At 68.6% G+C, this 16772-nt stretch carries 14 protein-coding genes; 8 read left to right on the top strand and 6 right to left on the bottom strand.

The annotated features are described in order from the left end of the window. The first annotated feature begins 35 nt into the window (after positions 1-35). Both MFF26_RS16495 and MFF26_RS16490 read left to right on the top strand, forming a co-directional pair. Entirely contained in the window at positions 36-251 is a 216-nt protein-coding gene (locus MFF26_RS16495) for a DUF3126 family protein (protein ID WP_137828390.1), read from the top strand. 227 nt (positions 252-478) lie between these two features. Then, positions 479-808, top strand: coding sequence for a DUF6949 family protein (locus MFF26_RS16490; protein WP_137828389.1), 330 nt, complete (start codon positions 479-481; stop codon positions 806-808). A 77-nt stretch (positions 809-885) separates the two neighbouring features. Here MFF26_RS16490 and MFF26_RS16485 read toward each other — a convergent pair whose 3' ends face one another. After that, positions 886-1518: a S24 family peptidase gene (locus tag MFF26_RS16485; RefSeq protein ID WP_137828388.1), complete on the bottom strand. Its 633-nt coding sequence runs from the start codon at positions 1516-1518 to the stop codon at positions 886-888. Positions 1519-1854: 336 nt separating this feature from the next. Here MFF26_RS16485 and MFF26_RS16480 point away from each other — a divergent pair, with 336 nt between their 5' ends. The 5 genes from MFF26_RS16480 (at position 1855) to MFF26_RS16460 (ending at position 7773) form a co-directional block, all read left to right on the top strand. Further along, positions 1855-2205 carry a DUF952 domain-containing protein gene (locus MFF26_RS16480; protein WP_137828387.1) on the top strand — a complete coding sequence of 117 codons (351 nt, stop codon included), beginning with the start codon at positions 1855-1857 and terminating at the stop codon, positions 2203-2205. Positions 2206-2213: 8 nt separating this feature from the next. Beyond that, the gene (locus MFF26_RS16475) at positions 2214-3299 is read left to right on the top strand and encodes a quinone-dependent dihydroorotate dehydrogenase (protein ID WP_137828493.1); all 1086 of its coding nucleotides are present in this window, start codon (positions 2214-2216) and stop codon (positions 3297-3299) included. A 371-nt stretch (positions 3300-3670) separates the two neighbouring features. Then, positions 3671-5983 (top strand): FdhF/YdeP family oxidoreductase, encoded by a 2313-nt coding sequence (locus MFF26_RS16470; protein WP_137828492.1) that lies wholly within the window; start codon positions 3671-3673, stop codon positions 5981-5983. After that, positions 5980-6282, top strand: a complete 303-nt coding sequence (locus MFF26_RS16465) for a hypothetical protein (RefSeq protein ID WP_137828386.1) — start codon at positions 5980-5982, stop codon at positions 6280-6282. The genes MFF26_RS16470 and MFF26_RS16465 overlap by 4 nt, the downstream gene beginning before the upstream one ends. A gap of 177 nt (positions 6283-6459) precedes the next feature. Further along, positions 6460-7773 carry an MFS transporter gene (locus MFF26_RS16460; protein WP_137828385.1) on the top strand — a complete coding sequence of 438 codons (1314 nt, stop codon included), beginning with the start codon at positions 6460-6462 and terminating at the stop codon, positions 7771-7773. 7 nt (positions 7774-7780) lie between these two features. Here MFF26_RS16460 and MFF26_RS16455 read toward each other — a convergent pair whose 3' ends face one another. The 5 genes from MFF26_RS16455 to tesB form a co-directional block, all read right to left on the bottom strand. Then, positions 7781-10411 carry a DNA translocase FtsK gene (locus MFF26_RS16455; RefSeq protein ID WP_137828384.1) on the bottom strand — a complete coding sequence of 877 codons (2631 nt, stop codon included), beginning with the start codon at positions 10409-10411 and terminating at the stop codon, positions 7781-7783. A gap of 165 nt (positions 10412-10576) precedes the next feature. Continuing rightward, positions 10577-11848 carry an outer membrane beta-barrel protein gene (locus MFF26_RS16450; protein ID WP_137828383.1) on the bottom strand — a complete coding sequence of 424 codons (1272 nt, stop codon included), beginning with the start codon at positions 11846-11848 and terminating at the stop codon, positions 10577-10579. A 357-nt stretch (positions 11849-12205) separates the two neighbouring features. Next, positions 12206-13702: an ammonium transporter gene (locus MFF26_RS16445; RefSeq protein WP_137828382.1), complete on the bottom strand. Its 1497-nt coding sequence runs from the start codon at positions 13700-13702 to the stop codon at positions 12206-12208. Positions 13703-13788: 86 nt separating this feature from the next. After that, the gene (locus MFF26_RS16440; protein WP_056247188.1) at positions 13789-14127 is read right to left on the bottom strand and encodes a P-II family nitrogen regulator; all 339 of its coding nucleotides are present in this window, start codon (positions 14125-14127) and stop codon (positions 13789-13791) included. 307 nt (positions 14128-14434) lie between these two features. Continuing rightward, on the bottom strand, positions 14435-15295 hold the full coding sequence (tesB, locus tag MFF26_RS16435) for an acyl-CoA thioesterase II (RefSeq protein WP_137828381.1): 861 nt from the start codon (positions 15293-15295) through the stop codon (positions 14435-14437). Between the two features lie 124 nt (positions 15296-15419). Here tesB and MFF26_RS16430 point away from each other — a divergent pair, with 124 nt between their 5' ends. Next, positions 15420-16679, top strand: coding sequence for an FAD-dependent monooxygenase (locus MFF26_RS16430; RefSeq protein WP_238308216.1), 1260 nt, complete (start codon positions 15420-15422; stop codon positions 16677-16679). The last annotated feature ends 93 nt before the right edge of the window (positions 16680-16772 follow it).

Genomic DNA, 16772 nt, shown 5'->3' with positions numbered 1-16772 from the left:
TGGATGCGTGGCATCGCACCAAAAGGGAAACCCGCGTGAACAAGACTGAGGTCACCAAGCTGCAGGGCTATCTGCGCCGCAAGTTCGCCAACACCAATATCCGCGTGGTGGCGATGAAGACCGGCGATTCCGCCGAGGTGTTCATCGGTGACGAGTCGATCGGTGTGCTGGCCGACGACAAGGAAGACGGCGACGATTCCTTCACGTTCCGGATGGCGATCCTCGACATCGACCTGGAAGAAGACGCCTGATCTCGAACAACGCCGATCCTGCACCACGCTAGGATCGGTTCGATGGGCCGCCGAGGGAGGGGCCGGCGAGAGGGCTCCTCGCGCCTACCGGCCTCGGCCCTTCACGGCCCGCGGCCCTGCCGCCGCGATCCCTGTGGGCGGCGTTAACGTTGAGGAAAGGTCTTCCTTAACAAGGCGTAAACGATCGGTCAGACTGCGCGTCTCATCCTGAAAAGGAGCGTCGCGTCATGGCCCTGAGCCCTTCCTCCCTCGAATCCCTTCAGGCGCTGATCATCGGTCTGGCACTGTCGGGCCTTCTGGCGAGCGCCTTCGAGTGCGCCACCAACCGCCGGGCGAGTTTCCGGCTGTTGGAGGCCGGCGGCGTTTCGACCCTCGCGGCCCTGCCGATGATCGCGTTCGTCGCGCCCTTCATCATCCTGCGCAACACCCTGCGCGGACGGAAACTGGAGCGCCGACCGATCCCCTTCGTGATGATCGCCACGATGATCGCCTGCGGCTGGGGCCTGCTCTCGGGCCACGTGGCCCTCGATGTGGCGCACCGGATCGCGGGCATCTGAAACGGCGCCCGAGCGGGGCAGCGAGGCGCAGATCCCTCCGAACCGACGCGAACGGTGGCGATGACGGAATCGCGGTCCTACTGGCGAACCCACATCACCCGCGCCATCCAGGCGATTTCGGCGAGCGGCACCGTGCGATCCTCGTGGTCCGGGTTCAGCGAGATGAGCTCGACGGTGCGGGCGGTACGGCGGCGCAGTTCCTTGGCGACGACTTCGCCGTTGGCGAGGCGCGCCACCACGCGGTCGCCCTTGCGGATGCTCGCGGTCGGCGACACGATCAGCACGTCGCCGTCCCGGTAGAGCGGCTTCATCGAATCGCCCTGGACTTCCAGGGCGAAGGCTCGCTCCCCGCCGAGATCGGGAAACTCGATCTCATCCCAGCCGGGGCCGCCTGCCGGCATGCCCTCGTCGGTGAACAAGCGGCCGGCGCCGGCCTGCGTCAGTCCGATCAACGGCACCATCGTGCGCGCCGGCCCCTCGCGGGATTCGACCAGGCGCAGGAAGTCGTCGAGGCTGGCCCCCGTGGCGGCCAGAACTTTCGAGACCGATTCGGTGGAGGGCCAGCGCTTGCGCCCGTCCGGCCCGATCCGCTTTGAGCGGTTGAAGCTCGTGGCGTCGAGGCCCGCGCGGCGGGCGAGCCCCGAGGCGGAGTAGCCGTAGCGCTCGGCCAGACGATCGATGGCAGCCCAGATCTGCTCGTGCGACAGCATGACGGCCTCGGCCCGGCGCGCCCGCCGATGGGACAAGCCGCCTAGTGCTAGGAAACTAGAACCAGCCCCAGGCGAATGCAAACGAGACGAATGCAAACATGGCGCCGAACGCCCGGCACTGTCGCATCGCCTGACCTTCGGCGGAAGATTGCCACCGAAGGGGGCGCCTTCCGCGCCGGAGCAGCTCCCCGCGGCGGCGGCCTCCGTGCGGCATCGGCACCGAATCTGCGCCGGGTCGCCGGGTAAGCGATCGGTGCGAGCGAAGCCCCGCGGTTGCAGCAGGCCGAGGCCAGCCCTATCGATCGCACGCGTCCGTCAGAGTTCGGCAGGAGCCGCATGCCCCTCGTCTACAAGATCTGTCCGCGCCCGCTCTGGCGGGAGGCGGAGACCCAAGGTCGCTTCCTCGGCGCTCCGGTCGATCTCGCCGACGGATTCATCCACTTCTCGACGGCCGATCAGGTGGCCGAGACCGCCGCGCGCCATTTCGCGGCCCAGGACGATCTGCTCCTGATCGCGGTCGAGGCCGACGATCTCGGCGAGGCCCTGCGCTTCGAGCCGTCCCGGGGCGGCGCCCTGTTTCCGCATCTCTACGGCGCCCTGCCCCTGAACGCCGTGCGCTCGGTCGCCGAATTGCCTCTGGGCGCCGACGGGCGCCACGTCTTCCCGACGGGGATCGCTCGCGCATGATTGAGACCCTGATTCAGGCCGCCTTCCCCCTGGCGCGGCCGATCCTGCACGGCCTCGATGCCGAGACCGCCCACGATGTGACCTTGCGCGGCCTGAGCGTGCTGCCCCCACGCCGCCCGGAGCCGGACGATCCGGCCCTGGCGGTCGATCTGTTCGGGCAGCGTTTTCCCAACCCGGTCGGGCTCGCCGCGGGGTTCGACAAGGGCGCGCGGGTCGCGGACGCGATGCTCGGCCTCGGCTTCGGTTTCGTCGAGGTCGGCGGCGTGGTGCCTCGGCCGCAGCCCGGCAATCCGCGGCCGCGGGTGTTCCGGCTCACCCGCGACCGAGCGGTCATCAACCGCTTCGGCCTCAACAGCGAGGGTCTCGACCCCGTCGCCGACCGGCTGAAGGCCCGGAGCGGACGGTCCGGCATCGTCGGCGTCAATATCGGGGCCAACAAGGATTCGCAGGATCGGCTCGCCGATTACGTCGCCTGCACCGAACGGCTGGCCCCGCATGTCGCCTTCCTGACCGTCAACGTCTCCTCGCCCAACACGCCGGGCCTGCGCGATCTGCAGGGCGAGGCCTTCCTCGACGATCTGCTGGCACGCGTCGTCGCGGCCCGCGACGCGTCCGGCGCCCGGCCGGCGGTGCTGCTCAAGATCGCCCCCGACATCGCCCTCGACGGCCTCGATGCCATGACGGGCACGGCCCTGCGGCGCGGCATCGACGGCCTCGTCGTCTCGAACACGACGGTGGCGCGCCCCGTCACGCTCACCGAATCCGCGCTGGCGGCCGAAACCGGCGGCCTCTCGGGACGACCGCTCTTCGCTGCATCGACGCGGCTCCTGGCCGAGACCTTCCTGCGGGTGGGGGATCGCATCCCGCTCATCGGGGTCGGCGGTATTGATTCGGCCGAGACCGCCTGGACCAAGATCCGCGCCGGCGCCCGACTGCTCCAGCTCTATTCCGCCCTCGTCTACGAGGGACCGGGGCTCGTCGGGACGATCAAGCGGGGGCTCATCGAGCGGGTTCGGGCCGAGGGCCTGACGAACCTTGCGCCGGTCGTCGGCCGCGATGCGGCGGTGATCGCGCGGGACCTCGGATCGCGGTGAGGAGGGCGGCGAGCGAGCCGATGCAACCGTCGCTTGGTGGTGTTTGCCCTGCGCCGAACGCGTCGCGCAATGCCGTTCCCCTCTGCGAGGATCGCCGGCAATTTCCTGCATTGCAGCAAAGTGCCGAGTTTTCGGCCTTCTTCCGGCGCCGCATACTCTTTAGCTATTCGAATTAGGAATATACCAGCCACGCAAGCCGGATGAGACCGCGTACAAGGAATGCCTCCCCCGGCATCCGACGCTCATCCCGTCGCAGTTGCGAGATGATAGCTTGAGGTTATCGACAACCGGAATCGCCCTGCCCCGTACGAGGAGGCGGCGGACCGGGATGGGCGATGCAACCTCCTGACACCGCGAAGACCGGGCTCTCGATGGACCGTTCGCAATCCCTCCCCAAGCGCTCCTCCGCCGCGGGCGGCTGGGGGGCGTTGAAGAGTTGCGGCAAGCACCTGCTCGGCAGCCGCGCCCCGTTCTCCAACGCCCGGGCGCTGCTGTCGGCCAACCAGCCCGACGGCTTCGACTGCCCCGGCTGCGCCTGGGGCGACCCGGCCCACGGTTCCTCGTTCGAGTTTTGCGAGAACGGCGTGAAGGCGGTCTCCTGGGAAGCCACCGACAAGCGCGCCGCGCCGCGCTTCTTCGCCAAGCACACGGTCACCGAATTGCGCGGCTGGACCGATTACGCCCTGGAGAGCGAGGGCCGTCTGACGCATCCGATGCGCTACGACGCGGGCACCGACACCTATCGCCCGGTGACGTGGGACGAGGCCTTCGCCGAGATCGGTACGGTCCTGCGCGGCCTCGACCATGCGGATCGCGCCGAATTCTACACTTCCGGCCGTGCCTCGAACGAGGCCGCCTATCTCTACCAGCTGTTCGCCCGGGCCTACGGCACCAACAATTTCCCCGATTGCTCGAATATGTGCCACGAGGCCAGCGGCATCGCGCTGATCCAGGCCATCGGCATCGGCAAGGGGACGGTGCTGCTCGAGGATTTCGAGAAGGCGGACGCGGTCTTCGTCGTCGGCCAGAATCCCGGCACCAACCATCCCCGCATGCTGGGCGACCTGCGTCGTGCCGCCGAGCGGGGCGCGCGCATCGTCGTGCTCAATCCCGTGCGGGAGCGCGGCCTGGAGCGCTTCGCCGATCCGCAGAACAGCGTGGAGATGCTGCGCGGGGCGAGCCATCCCATCGCCAGCCATTATCTCCAGCCGAAGCCCGGCGGCGACATGGCCGCCTTCCGCGGCATCGCCAAGGTCGTGTTCGCCCGCGACGCGGCGGCCCTTGCGGAGGGGCGTCCCTCGCTCCTCGACCACGCCTTCCTGACGACCCACACGCTGGCGCTCGAGGATTACCGTGCCGCCGTCGAGGCGACGGAATGGTCCGCGATCCTCGATCAATCGGGGCTGACGCGCGAGGAGATCGAGGCGGCCGCGGAGGTCTATCTCGGCGCCGACAAGGTCATCGCCACCTGGGCGATGGGGGTGACCCAGCACCGCCACTCGGTGGCGACGATCCGCGAGATCGCCAACGTGCTGTTCCTCCGTGGTCATATCGGGCGGCCCGGCGCCGGCCTGTGCCCGGTGCGCGGCCACTCGAACGTCCAGGGCGACCGCACCGTCGGCATCAACGAGAAGCCGCCCCTCGCCCTGCTCGAAGCGCTGGAGCGCGAGTTCGGCTTCAGCGCCCCGCGCAAGCACGGCCACAACGTCCTCGGCGCCATCGGCGCCATGCTCGACGGCGCGTCGAAGGCCTTCATCGGCCTCGGCGGAAACTTCCTGCGGGCGACGCCGGACACGCCGCTGGTCGCGAAGGCGCTCGCCGGCTGCGAACTCACCGTCCACATCGCCACGAAGCTCAACCACTCCCATCTCGTGCCGGGGCGGGTCTCCTATGTTCTGCCCTGCCTCGGCCGCACCGAGGTCGACCGCAACAGCCGGGGTAAGGTCCAGATCGTGACCGTCGAAGATTCGATGAGCATGGTCCACGGATCCGGCGGCATCAACAAGCCGGCCTCGGCGCATCTGCGCTCCGAGGTCGCCATCATCGCCGGCATGGCGGCGGCGACCGTCGGCTCCGAGCGGATCGACTGGGCCGGTCTCGCCGACGACCACGACCGGATCCGCGACCTGATCGAGCGCACGATTCCGGGCTTTTCCGGCTTCAACAACCGGGTGCGGCGCCCCCGTGGCTTCATGCTGCGCAATCTCGCTTCGGAACGCGTGTTCGCCACGGCGACGGGACGGGCCAATTTCTCCAGCGGGCCGCTGCCCGTGGCGACGGCACACCAGCGCGCGACGGCGCTCGGCGAGACCTTCGTGCTCCAGACCTTCCGCAGTCACGATCAGTACAACACCACCATCTACGGCCTCGACGACCGCTATCGCGGCGTCTACGGCGAGCGCCGCGTGGTCTTCGCCCATCCGGACGATCTCGCGGTTCTGAAGGCGCAGTTCGGCGAGTGGGTAGATCTCGTCGGCGTGGGCACCGAGGACGGGATCGAGCGGGTGGCGGAAGATTTCCGTCTCGTGCCGTTCGACATGCCGCGCGGTTCGCTGGCCGGCTACTACCCCGAACTCAACGTGCTGGTGCCGCTCTCGGCCTTCGGTGAATTCTCGGAAACGCCGACCTCGAAATCGGTTCTGGTTCAGGTGCGCGCCCGCGGGGCCGCAGCGAAGGCGGCATGAGCGAGCCGCCCGCCGATGCGGAAACCTTCCTGGCGACGACCGACACCATCGCGGCGTTGCGGCCCGAACTGAGCCTGCTGGAGGCCGGCATTCTCGCCGGTCTTCATCTCGGGCTCGCCGCCGACAGCCGCAGCTTCGCCCGCGTCTTCGGCATCGAGCATGCCCTGGTGCTGCGGGCAGTGGACAGCCTCTCGGGCGCAGCGCTCATCGGGGTGACCGCCCGGGATCCGCGCACGCAGCGCAGCCGCTACGTCGCGAGCGAGGCCGGGCTGGATGTGCTGGCAGCGCTCGCCGCCTAGCGCTTCGGCCCGAACGGTGGGTCACCCGCTTTCGAACAAAGCCGACGTGATACGAGAAGACGGAAGCTCGTCCGGGATCTGAAATCGCCGACGATCCTCCTTGGCCTCGTCTTGGGCGAACCTGCCCCATTGCGGGCCGTTCGGGCGGGCGCCACCCTGGTCGGGTGGAGGTACCGGATGTCGTCCCGTGAAGCGCCCGACGATCCTGCGCGCGCGGAGGCGGGCCCGCCCAGCCTGTTGTCCCGGCGCTGGCGCGTCGGGCTGTTCACGGGGCTCTATCTCTATCAGGGATTGATCGCGGGCTTCGCGACCCTCGCGCTCGCCAACCACCTCGCTGCGACCGGGCACGATACGGGCGCGGTCGGCTCGCTCCTCGCCCTGATCGGCCTGCCCTGGGTGTTGCAGCCGCTCTTGTGGGGGCCGCTCCTCGACGGTGCGGCGCCTCATCCGATGGGCGCTCGCCGGGTCTGGCTCGTGCGCGCCTTGCTCGGGGGTCAGATCGCCCTGTGCCTCCTCCCGCTCCTCGGCCTCCGGCCGGAGCCGGTGACGATCGGGGCTGTCCTCCTGCTGCACAGCCTCTGCGCCTCCCTCGCGGACACGGCGACGGATCGCATGATCGTGGCGAGCGTGCCGGAGGAGGAACTCGGCCGCGTCAGTGCCTGCACCCGCGCCGGATTCGTCACCGGCTCCGCGCTCGGCGCCGCGTCATTCGGCTGGCTGATCCCGGTCATCGGACTTCCCGGCGCCGCATCGATGCTGCTCGCCGCAACCACCCTCCTCGCGATGGTCGCGCTCCTCGTGCGCGAGCGACCCACCGACGCGCTGCTGCGAATCGGGCCGCGTCCGCCATCGGCGTCGGATCTCGTCTCCGCAGCGCCGGCGGCGCTCGCATCCCATTGGAGCGGCGTCGTGAGCGTCCTCGCCTCGTTCCGCCATCGGGACGCGGCCCTGCTGCTGGCGATGTGCTTCGGGATCGATTTCGCCCTGGCGCTGTTCCAGGTCCCCATCGCGGTGGCGATGGTGCGGGATCATGGCTGGGAGGCCGGAGCGCTGTCGCAGTTGCAGGCGCTGCTGGCCTTCCTCAGCGGCACCGTGGGCGCTGGGCTCGTCGGCTTCGCCGTCGACCGGATCGGACCGGCCCGTGCCCTGCAACGGCTCTGCCTCGCCTGCGCAGCCGCCTTCGCCCTCATCGCGCTGCTCATCCTCGGCGGATTGGACGCGCGGGGCGGCCCGGTGATTCTCGGCCTCGCGAATGTCGTCCCGGCCCTGCTCTACGTCGCGCTGCTGCCGGCTGTCGTGCTGGCGAGTCGCGCAGAGGGCGTGTCGGCCACGCAGTTCCAGATCTTCATGGCCGCGATGAATCTCGGGGACGTGGCCGGCGCATCGATGGCCGGCCTCGTCGAGCGCTGGGCGACCCCGACCGTCACCGCCTGCGGGGTTGCCCTGGTGTTCCTGATCGCCGCGGCCAGGGGCGGCCGGAGCCCCCGATGATCGGGTTTCAGTAGGCCTGCGCCTCCGCCTCCACCAAGATCTCGCGCTTGCCCGCGTGGTTGGCAGGGCCGACGAGACCTTCGGTCTCCATGCGCTCCATCAGCGAGGCGGCCCGGTTGTAGCCGATCTGCAGGCGCCGCTGGATGTAGGAGGTGGACGCCTTCTTGTCCCGCATGACGACGGCGACCGCCTGCTCGTAGAGATCGCCGCTCTCGCCACCGCCGAACTGGCCGGCATCGAAGACCGGGCCATCGCCGGCCGGAGCGCCGCCGGAGGGCAACTCGCCCTCCTCCGCCGTGACCGCCTCGAGATAGGCGGGCCGGCCCTGGCGCTTCAGATGCGCCACCACGCTCTCGACCTCGCTGTCCGAGCAGAACGGCCCGTGCACGCGGGTCGTGCGCCCACCGCCGGCCATGAACAGCATGTCGCCCTGGCCCAGCAGCTGCTCCGCGCCCATCTCGCCCAGGATCGTGCGGCTGTCGATCTTGCTCGTCACCTGGAAGGAGATCCGGGTCGGGAAGTTCGCCTTGATCGTGCCGGTGATCACGTCCACGCTCGGACGCTGCGTCGCCATGATCAGGTGGATGCCCGCCGCCCGCGCCATCTGCGCCAGACGCTGGATCGCCCCCTCGATGTCCTTGCCCGCCACCATCATCAGGTCGGCCATCTCGTCGACCACGATCACGATGTAGGGCAGCGGATTAAGGTCCATGACCTCATCCTCGTAGACCGCCTCGCCGGTCGAGCGGTCGAAGCCGGTCTGCACGGTCCGGGTCAGGGTCTCGCCGCGGGTACGAGCCTCTTCGAGGCGGGCATTGAAGCCGTCGATGTTGCGCACACCGACCTTGGACATCTTCTTGTAGCGCTCCTCCATCTCGCGCACAGCCCATTTGAGGGCGATGACCGCCTTCTTCGGGTCGGTGACGACGGGGGAGAGCAAGTGCGGGATGCCGTCATAGACGGACAGTTCCAGCATCTTGGGATCGACCATGATCAGGCGGCACTCCTCCGGCTTCAGCCGGTAGAGCAGCGACAGGATCATGGTGTTGATGGCGACCGACTTGCCCGAGCCGGTGGTGCCGGCCACCAGCAGATGCGGCATGCGGGCGAGGTCGGCGATGATCGGCTCGCCGCCGATATTCTTGCCCAGGCACAGGGCGAGCTTGTGCTTGGTCTCGACGAAATCCGCCGAGGCCAGAAGTTCGCGCAGGAACACCGTTTCCCGCTTCATGTTGGGCAGCTCGATGCCGATGGCGTTGCGGCCGGGGACGACGGCGACGCGGGCGGAGACGGCCGCCATCGAGCGGGCGATGTCGTCGGCGAGCGCGATGACGCGGCTCGATTTGGTGCCGGGCGCGGGCTCCAGTTCGTAGAGGGTAACGACCGGGCCGGGGCGGACGGCGAGGATGTCGCCGCGAACGCCGAAATCCTGCAGCGTCGCTTCCAGCATGGTGGCGTTCTGCTCCAGGGCCTCGGCCGAGACCTCGGAGCCCGGCGCCGCCTCGCGCGGTCGGGCGAGCAATTCGAGGGCCGGGGGCTGATAGGCGCCGGGCTCGGGGCGAAACTCCGGCATCGGACGCGGCCGGGCCGGCGGCGCCTGGGGCGCGGGCCGTGCAACGCGGGAAACCGGCATCGCGTCGTCGTCCGCCTCATCGTCCTCGATCGGAGCGGCCGGGCGCGGCGGTGCCGCGGCGGTACGGGGCGCGAGGCGCTCCTCGTCCTCGTCGGATTCTCCGCTCTCGAAGACCGGTTCGCGGCGGCCGGCATGGGAATGGCCGGGGGTCTGGGCCGGGGCATGCGACGCCCAGGGGGCCTCTTCGGCCTCGAAGGCGCGGCGGGCGGCGAGCGCGGGCGAAGCGCCGGCATAGGCGAGGCCGTCCCGCTCGTCGGCGGGCGACTTCCAGGCCTCGACCCGGTCGCGCAGCGAAGCACGGCCGCGCATCACCGCATGGGCGAGCGCGCCGAGCGACAGGATGCCGAGGCTCGGCTCGTCGGCATCGTGCCGCTCGTCGTAAGCACGCGAGGGCCCCGCCGATGCCCGTGAAGGGGTGTAGGACACCTCCTCCTCGTCCTCAGGTTCCGGCTTGGCGACGCGGCAAGCGGCGGTGAGGCTCAGGATCGCGATCCCGGCGAAGACGAAACCGGCCAAAGCCGCGAACGGGCCGATGACCCTCCGCGTGCCCGCCAGCAAGGCGTCACCCGTGACACCACCGAGCCCGGTCGGCAGGGGCCAACGTGCCGTCGGCGGCAGGGCGCTGGCCACCGCAGAGACGCAGAGGACGCCGACGATCCACAGCACGAGGCGAAGCCCCCCATGCGGCAGGTCGCGTTCCCGCATGAGGCGCATACCCCAGAGGGCCGGCGGCAGGGCGAGCGCGATCGAGCCGAGGCCGAAGAGCTGCATGGCGAGATCGGCCACCACCGCGCCGGGCCGCCCGAGCACGTTGTGCGCCCGGTGGTCGGTGGCGTGATTGAGACTCGGATCGTCGATCGACCACGTTGCCAGCGCGACGGTGAGCGCGATCGCGCCGGCAAAGAGAATGAGGCCGCCACATTCCGTCAGCCGTTTGGCCAGAAATGGCCGCAGGCTGTCGACGAACGTGTCGTAGGGCGACGCGGAGCGGCGAAGGGAACGCATGGGATACCGGACCGATGGCAACGGTGCGGTAAGGCTAACGCGACCCCGTTAACGGGGGGCTAAGCATCGGGGCTCTGAAACGAAAGAAGCCCCGGAGACCATCCGGGGCTTCTTTCGTGACACCATCCCCGCGCCGGGCGGCGCGGGGTGTCGTGCAGGGCTTCCTCAGAAGGTGAAGCCGGTCTCGAGCAGGTAGCGCTCCTGCGAATTTTTGAGACCCGTGCGGCCGAAGCCCGCGCCGACGCCGAGCCCGAAATCCTTGGCGACGTCGTAGGCCTGCACCGTCGCGAACTCGCCGCGGATGAAGTAGCGGTCCCAGGTGAAGGTCGGGGTGATGGCGAACGAGAAGGCCGAGCTGCCCGGGCCGTAGAGCACGTTGGTGGCGCTCAGGCCGGCGAAGTCGCCGCGGGTGCCCGACTGCTTGATGTACTCGACGCGGCCGGCGAGGCCGAAGTTCTCGGTGAACGAGTAACCGGCGAGCAGCGCGCCGCCGTAGGTCTCGGCGCCGACGATCGGGGTGGCGTAGTTCGCTTTGGTCGCGACGTTGGTGTACTGGAAGTACGGCGTCACGATCCACGGACCGTTGGCGTAAGTATAGTTGACGCTGATGATGCTGCTGTTCTGAAGCGAGTTGATCGTCGCGAACTGGAACCGCGGGCTGCGGGTCGAGGCGTCGAAGTCGCTGAAATGCGTGCCGCCGTTGACACCGATCGTGTTGAAGTCGTCGAGCTTGTAGGTGATGAGGCCCGTGACCCAGTTGAGCTGGCCGGAATAGAAGCCGTCGTTGACTGACAGCGAGGCCGCCCACGGACCGCTGGCGTAGTTCACCTGGACGCCCTGGTTGATGAAGTTCTCCTGGTTGAACACCAGGCCGCGGGAGATGTTCAGGTTCTGGTACGAGAACAGGAGCTCGGAGCCGATATTGGTGAACATACGGCCGGCCTGGAACGACCACTCATCGTTGATCTGCCACTTGCCGTAGGCGACCGGCACCGGGCCGAAGAGCGATTCCGTCTGCTCGAAGGACGAGTAGAGCGGCAGGCCGAGCGCCGGGATCGAGTACAGGCCGGTATGGACGTAGAACTGGAACGGGCCGTCCGCCTTCTGGATCCACGCCTGGAGGTTCGTGAAGTCGACCCGTCCGTAGCGGTCCACCTCACCACCGGGGGAGAGGATGCCGAAGGCGTTGGTCTGGGTGTAGGCGAAGCCCGTGACCGCGCCGCCGACATAGATGTCGCCGATGCCGGTGGTGAAGCAGGCCGGGTTCGGGTTCGCCTTGATCAGGCCACCGAAGGCCGGGGTGGAGATCGCGGCCTTGCAGTGCTCGACGGCAATGATCGGAGCCGCTTTCATCGGAAGGTCGGCGGCGAGCGCCGGGCCCGCCGCCACGGCGGCCAAAGCGGCCACAGAGGCCTTCAGATTCAGTCGGATGGTCATCGGTCGAGCCCCAAGTTCGTTGATACGGCCAAGGTGCCGAAGAGCGCCCCGCATCGCAAAATGAAGTTTGAGGCAATAGCCTAAAACATAGGCAAATACGGCCGAGCTTGGGCGATCACATGGAACTGTTGCCGAACCACCACATTCGCACTCACCTCCGGGACTGCAGGTCCGAGCCTATACTGCGTTCCAACGGGGCTCAGGGTGACGTAGAGGAGCCGTCCCCTGCTATCACTGGTCATGAATTCAGACTGACCGAATCAACAAGGGTCCCGGCGCAATGCACCGGGACCCTTGTTGTATCATCAGAATATCACCCTGGATGCATGATCCAGGGTGATATGTTCGATCGTCAGATCAGTAGTTGTAGGCGCGCTCGCCGTGATCAGCGATGTCCAGACCCTCGCGCTCCTCTTCCTGCGTGACGCGCAGGCCGATCGTCAGATCGACGAGCTTGTAGAGGATCGCCGAGCCGATACCCGACCACAGGATGGTGAAGCCGACCGCCTTGGCCTGGGTGATGAGCTGGGCGGTCATGTCATAGGCGCCGAGAACCAGCTCGCCGGGCTTCGTGGTATAGTCCGGGATGCCGGCGCCGCCGAGATCGGGGGAGACCAGGATGCCGGTGGCCAGCGCGCCGATGATGCCGCCGACGCAGTGGACGCCGAACACGTCGAGCGAGTCGTCGTAGCCGAGGGCGTTCTTGACGGTCGAGCACATCACGAAGCAGGCGGCGCCCGCGACGAGGCCGAGCACGATCGAGCCCATCGGGCCGGCGAAGCCCGCGGCCGGCGTCACGGCGACGAGACCGGCGATGGCGCCCGACAGCATGCCGAGGAGCGACGGCTTACCCTTGGCGGCCCACTCGACGAAGAGCCAGGACACGGCCGCCGCGGCGGTGGCCACGAAGGTGTTGATCATGGCGAGGGTGGTGGTGCCGTTGGCTTCGAGGTTCGAGCCGGCGTTGAAGCCGAACCAGCCGACCCAGAGCAGCGAGGCGCCGATCGTGGTCATGGTCAGCGAGTGCGGGGCGAGCAGATCGCGGCCGTAGCCGATGCGCTTGCCGAGCATCAGGCAGCCGACGAGGCCGGCGATACCCGCGTTGATGTGCACGACGGTGCCGCCCGCGAAGTCGAGAGCGCCCCACTTGAACAGCATGCCGGCATCACCCAGCACGGCGTCGTAATCACCCTGGGCCGCAGCCTTGTCGGTGGCATCCGCGAGCTTGCGCGCCGCGTCGGCGAAGACGTCCGGGCCGCCCCAGTACCAAACCATGTGGGCCATCGGGAAGTAGATCAGCGTGACCCACAGGATGGAGAACACGATCAGGGCCGAGAACTTCATCCGCTCGGCGAAGGCGCCGACGATGAGACCGGGCGTGATCATCGCGAACGTCATCTGGAAGCAGATATAGACGTATTCGGGGATCACGACGCCGTTGGAGAAGGTCGCGGCCACCGAATTGGCGTCGACGCCTTTGAGGAAGGCCTTGCCGAAACCGCCGATGAAATCGTTGAGGCCGCCGCCGTTGGTGAAGGCGAGGCTGTAGCCGTAGGTGACCCACAGCAGGCACACGATGGAGGCGATGGCGAAGACTTGGGTCAGGACCGAGAGCATGTTCTTGGTGCGCACGAGGCCACCGTAGAACAGGGCGAGGCCCGGCACCGTCATCAGCAGGACCAGCACCGAGGAGAGCAGCATCCAGGCGGTATCGCCCTTGTTCGGGACGGGCGCGGCGGCTGCGGCGGCCGGCGCGGCTTCGGGTGCGGGGGTCTGGGCCAGCGACGGCTCGACCAGGAGGAGGCCGAGTGCGGCACCTCCCAGCCCGAGCGCGAGAAGGTTACGAAGTTTCATGGGACGGGAAGCTCCTGATCGCGTTGTGCGAGAGCGTTGCGAAATGAAATCGTGCAGCCGAACCCGGCCGCCGAAACGGTGTGGCGTTAGAGAGCGTCGACGTCGGTCTCGCCGGTGCGGATGCGGACGGCCTTCTCCAACGGCATGACGAAGATCTTCCCGTCGCCGATCTGGCCCGTGCGGGCGGCACCCGCGATGGCGTCGATGACGCTGGTGACGAGGTCGGCCGCGACCGCCACCTCGATCTTCAGCTTGGGCAGGAAGCTCACGGCATATTCGGCACCGCGATAGATCTCGGTATGCCCCTTCTGCCGGCCATAACCCTTGACCTCCGTCACGGTCAGACCGTGGACGCCGATGCCGGTCAGGGCGTCGCGAACCTCCTCCAATTTGAACGGCTTGATGATCGCCATCACGATTTTCATGGGCGGCGCCCCCTGATTGTTCGTTCATCCGGCCGCGCACCGGCCGAGACCCAGCGGCTCGCGAGGATCGGAATGACCCTGCGACCGAGCGCCCTCATTCAAGGACCATGCCAAGCGGAACCTTTTGCGGAGCCGCGTTTCTGCCCAAGGGGTAAGCGTCGGCCGCGCGCAAGACGGGCAGCACCGACGGACAAAATGATCATAAAATATGCAATAAGCTGACTTTAGCAGCAGATTTCTGCTTAATTTTGCTGCCAAGCTGCATCTGAGACTGTAACAGCTCGAAGATTGGCGTCCGAATGATCACCTAGTGACGGGCGCGGATCAGCCCTTCCTGGGCGACCGAGGCGATGAGCTCGCCGGCCTCGTTGTGCAGGGTTCCACGGGTGAAACCCCGGGCGCCCACGGCCGTCGGGGTATCCTGCGAATAGAGCAGCCACGTATCGGCCCGGAACGGTCGGTGGAACCACAAAGCGTGGTCGAGGCTCGCCGATTGAATGTCGGAATCGAACACGGTGCGCCCGTGCGGAATCAGGGCGGCATCGAGCAGCGTCATGTCCGAGGCGTAGGCCAGCACGGCCCGGTGGATCGCCGGATCCTCCGGCAGCGCCTTCGTTGTCCGCATCCAGACATGATAGCGGCCCGGCTTCGGCGTGCGGTCGCGGTACCTGTCCGTCTCGACCGGGCGCAACTCGATCGGCCAAGCCTGGGTGAAGTAGGCGAGCATCGGCGGAGGAACGATGCTGCCCTCGCTCCGCGCGAGGGTGCGGGCGTCGCGGAGCGCCTCGGGTCCGGGAACGTCCGGACGCTCGGCGGCGTGATCGAAGCCGGCCTCCATCTGGTGGAACGAGACCGACATCGCGAAGATCGCGCGGCCCTTCTGGATCGCCTTGACCCGGCGTGTGGTGAAGCTGCCGCCGTCACGGATGCGCTCCACCTCGTAGACGATCGGCACCGCGGGATCGCCGCCGAGCAGGAAATAGGCGTGCAACGAGTGGGGCGCGCGCGTGGAGACCACGGTGCGTGAGGCCGCCACCAAGCTCTGAGCCACCACCTGCCCGCCGAACACCCGCGGCCAGCCGATCGGCGGGCTGACACCGCGGAACAGGTCGGTCTCCAGTCGTTCCAGGTCGAGGATCGCGAGGAGGGTGTCGACGGGATCGGACATGGCGGCTCTCAAGCGGTGGAACGACGCGCGGGGGATGGGCCGCGGCGCGGCTATCACTCGACGCGGGCGCACGGCAAGGGCATGAGACCGGAACGCCGCCAGGGAGAAGTCGCCGATGGGCGAGATGGATCGCCGTTCCGGAAGCCGCAGGTTGGTGGTCGCCGGTGCGGGCTTGCCGGGCCTGACGCTCGCGGTGGCCCTCAAGCAGGCGCATGGACCGGCCCTCGACCTCGCGGTCTGCGACCCCGGCCTTCCCGCCGGTGCGACGCGCCACCGCGGGCGGGCCTACGCGGTCGCGGCAGGCCCGCGGCGGATGCTGGAACGGCTCGGCCTCTGGGCGCGCATTGCCCCCGCGGCGGAGCCGATGCGCCGCCTCGTCATCACCGACAGCCGGGTCGGCGATCCGGTGCGACCGGTCTTCCTCACCTTCGGCGACGGCACCGACGCGGCCCCCATCGAGGGCGAACCCTTCGCCCATATGGTCGAGGCGGAGCCCATGGCGGCGGCCCTGCTCGATGCCGCCCGCGACGCCGGCGTGCGGCTCGTACCGAAGGGCCTGCGCGCGGCGGTGCCGGAAGCCGGGGGCATCCGCGCGATGTTCGGCGACGAGACGTCCGAGAAGGTATCGCTCGTGGTGGCCGCGGACGGGGCGCGCTCGGCCCTGCGCGAGGCGGCGCAAATCGGCTGGGTCGGCTGGTCCTACCCGCAATCCGGCATCGTCGCGACGGTTCGGCATAGCCGCGACCATGAGGGCCGGGCCTTCGAACATTTCCTGCCGAGCGGCCCTTTCGCGATCCTCCCGCTCCGGGCGGGGGGTGAGCTTGGCCATCGCTCCTCGATCGTCTGGACCGAGCGCAGCGCCGATGTGCCGGCCTTGTTGGGAGGGGATGCGGCCGAGACGCTCGGCGAGATCGAGCGGCGTTTCGGGGCGGAACTCGGCCGGATCGACCTCGAGCACGGCCCCTCGGCCCATCCGCTCGCCTTCGGCATCGCGCGCAGCTTCAGGGCGCAGCGCCTCGCCCTGCTGGGCGATGCCGCCCACGTCATCCATCCGGTGGCGGGACAGGGGCTCAATCTCGGGCTTGCCGGTGCGGCGGCGCTCGCCGAGGCGGTCACGGAGGCCCTGCGGCTCGGCCTCGATCCCGGCACGGACGATGTGCTGAAGACCTATGAGCGGGCGCGCCGCTTCGACACGGTGGCGATGGCCGCCGCGACGGATGGGCTCAATAGGCTGTTCTCGAACGGCAGCATGACCCTGCGCCTCAGCCGCGATTTGGGGCTCGGCCTGGTCGATCGGCTGCCGGGGTTGAAGACCTTCTTCATCGGCCAGGCCGCGGGCCGGCGGGCACAAGGCCCGCGCCTGCTCCGCGGCGAAGCGCTCTGAGATCGGGCTCCCGAAGGGATCATCCCTCTGGCGGGGTGCCGGGGCGAGGCCCCGGCATCTCTTCAGGGCCCCGCCCTGGACCCGCGAATGGAC

This window comes from Methylorubrum suomiense (assembly GCF_022179765.1).
Lineage (GTDB): Bacteria > Pseudomonadota > Alphaproteobacteria > Rhizobiales > Beijerinckiaceae > Methylobacterium > Methylobacterium suomiense.
This window is presented reverse-complemented; position numbering and strand designations above follow the sequence as displayed.